This window comes from Kineosporia corallincola (assembly GCF_018499875.1).
Classification (GTDB): Bacteria; Actinomycetota; Actinomycetes; order Actinomycetales; family Kineosporiaceae; genus Kineosporia; species Kineosporia corallincola.
This window is the reverse complement of the sequence record NZ_JAHBAY010000041.1, coordinates 1-1,370: the sequence shown is the minus strand read 5'-3', so window position 1 is coordinate 1,370 and position 1,370 is coordinate 1. Positions and strand designations below refer to the sequence as shown.

Here is a 1,370-nt window from a genome sequence, read left to right as displayed (position 1 = left end):
CCCAGGGCCCCGTCAAAGTCGTTCGATCGGGCTCTGATCTGGGATTTTATGGAGCGACACGCCATGTCCGATTGGTGACGGATGTGGCCTGAACGGTTTTGATGGGGGTTACCACACCAATCCATCGGCCCCCGGGGCCACATCCGCCATGTCATCCTCTCGCACTGCCGTCGATCCTGCTGCCACAACGAGCACCCCGGGTCTGGTGATGCGGTTGTTGAACGTGTTGCGCCACAGCAGGTTCTGCTTGACCTTCTGGGCAGGGTCGCGGATCCGCGGGCGCGTCGCGGGCAGCGGCACCCCCTGGCGGGGGTGCTGGCCGCCGGGATGGCAGCCACGCTGGCCGGGGTGCGCTCGTTCGCCGCGATGGCGCAGTGGGCCGCCGATACCGAGCCGGATCTGCTGGCTCGCCTGGGTCTGCGCCGGTGCCCGTCGGAGGCGACGTTCCGGCGCGCGGTGACCATGGTGGACCCGGACGAGCTGGATCGGCTGCTGGGCGGCTGGTTTCACACCTCGACGACCCTGGTGAACGGACGCCGGGTGATCGCGATCGACGGCAAGAGCGTGCGCGGCGCCCGCACCCAGGACGCTGCCGCCCCGCACCTGGTCGCCGCGTTCGACCAGGGCAGCGGCACAGTCCTGGGACAGATCGCGGTCGCCGCCAAGAGCAACGAGATCCCGGCCGCCCAGGATCTCCTGGCGATCCTGGAGAAGACGCAGATGCTGGCCGGCGCCGTGATCACGCTCGATGCCCTGCACACGCAGACCGAGACTGCGCAGGCCATCACCGCAGCCGGAGCGGACTACGTCCTGACCGTCAAGGCCAACCAGAAATCTCTCTACCTGGACTGCAAACGACTCCCCTGGAAACACATTCCGGCCCACAGCGGTGTCGAGACAGGTCACGGCCGGCGAGTCCACCGCGCCATCAAGATCACGACCGCTCCAGCCTGGATCCAGTTCCCCGCAGCCACCCAGATCGCGAAAGTCCGCCGCACCGTCACCCGACCACACCCGAAAAAGCCCGGCAGAACAAAGAAGACGATCGAGATCGTCTACGTCATCACCTCCGCCGACCACCTGGCCGCCCCCGCCGAGACTCTCGCGGCCTGGGTACAGGGCCACTGGGGCATCGAAAACCGGCTTCACTGGGTCAGAGACGTGACTTTCGACGAGGACCGCAGCCAGATCCGCACCGGCAACGCCCCACGCACCATGGCCACCCTCCGCTCAGCCGCCCTCAGCCTCCACCGCCTGACCGGAGCCACCAACATCGCCGCAGCCCTACGCCACCACGCCCGACATCCCGCCAAGATCATCCACCTCCTGACCAGCCACGTTCCCACCCGTCACACTTTGACGTGACCCTG

Annotated in this window: 1 protein-coding gene; it reads left to right on the top strand. The window is 67.3% G+C overall.

Annotation, left to right across the window (positions count from 1 at the left end; genetic code table 11):
• Positions 1 to 243: 243 nt before the first annotated feature.
• Positions 244 to 1,365 (top strand): ISAs1 family transposase, encoded by a 1,122-nt coding sequence (locus KIH74_RS35600; protein WP_443669985.1) that lies wholly within the window; start codon positions 244 to 246, stop codon positions 1,363 to 1,365.
• Positions 1,366 to 1,370: the final 5 nt, after the last annotated feature.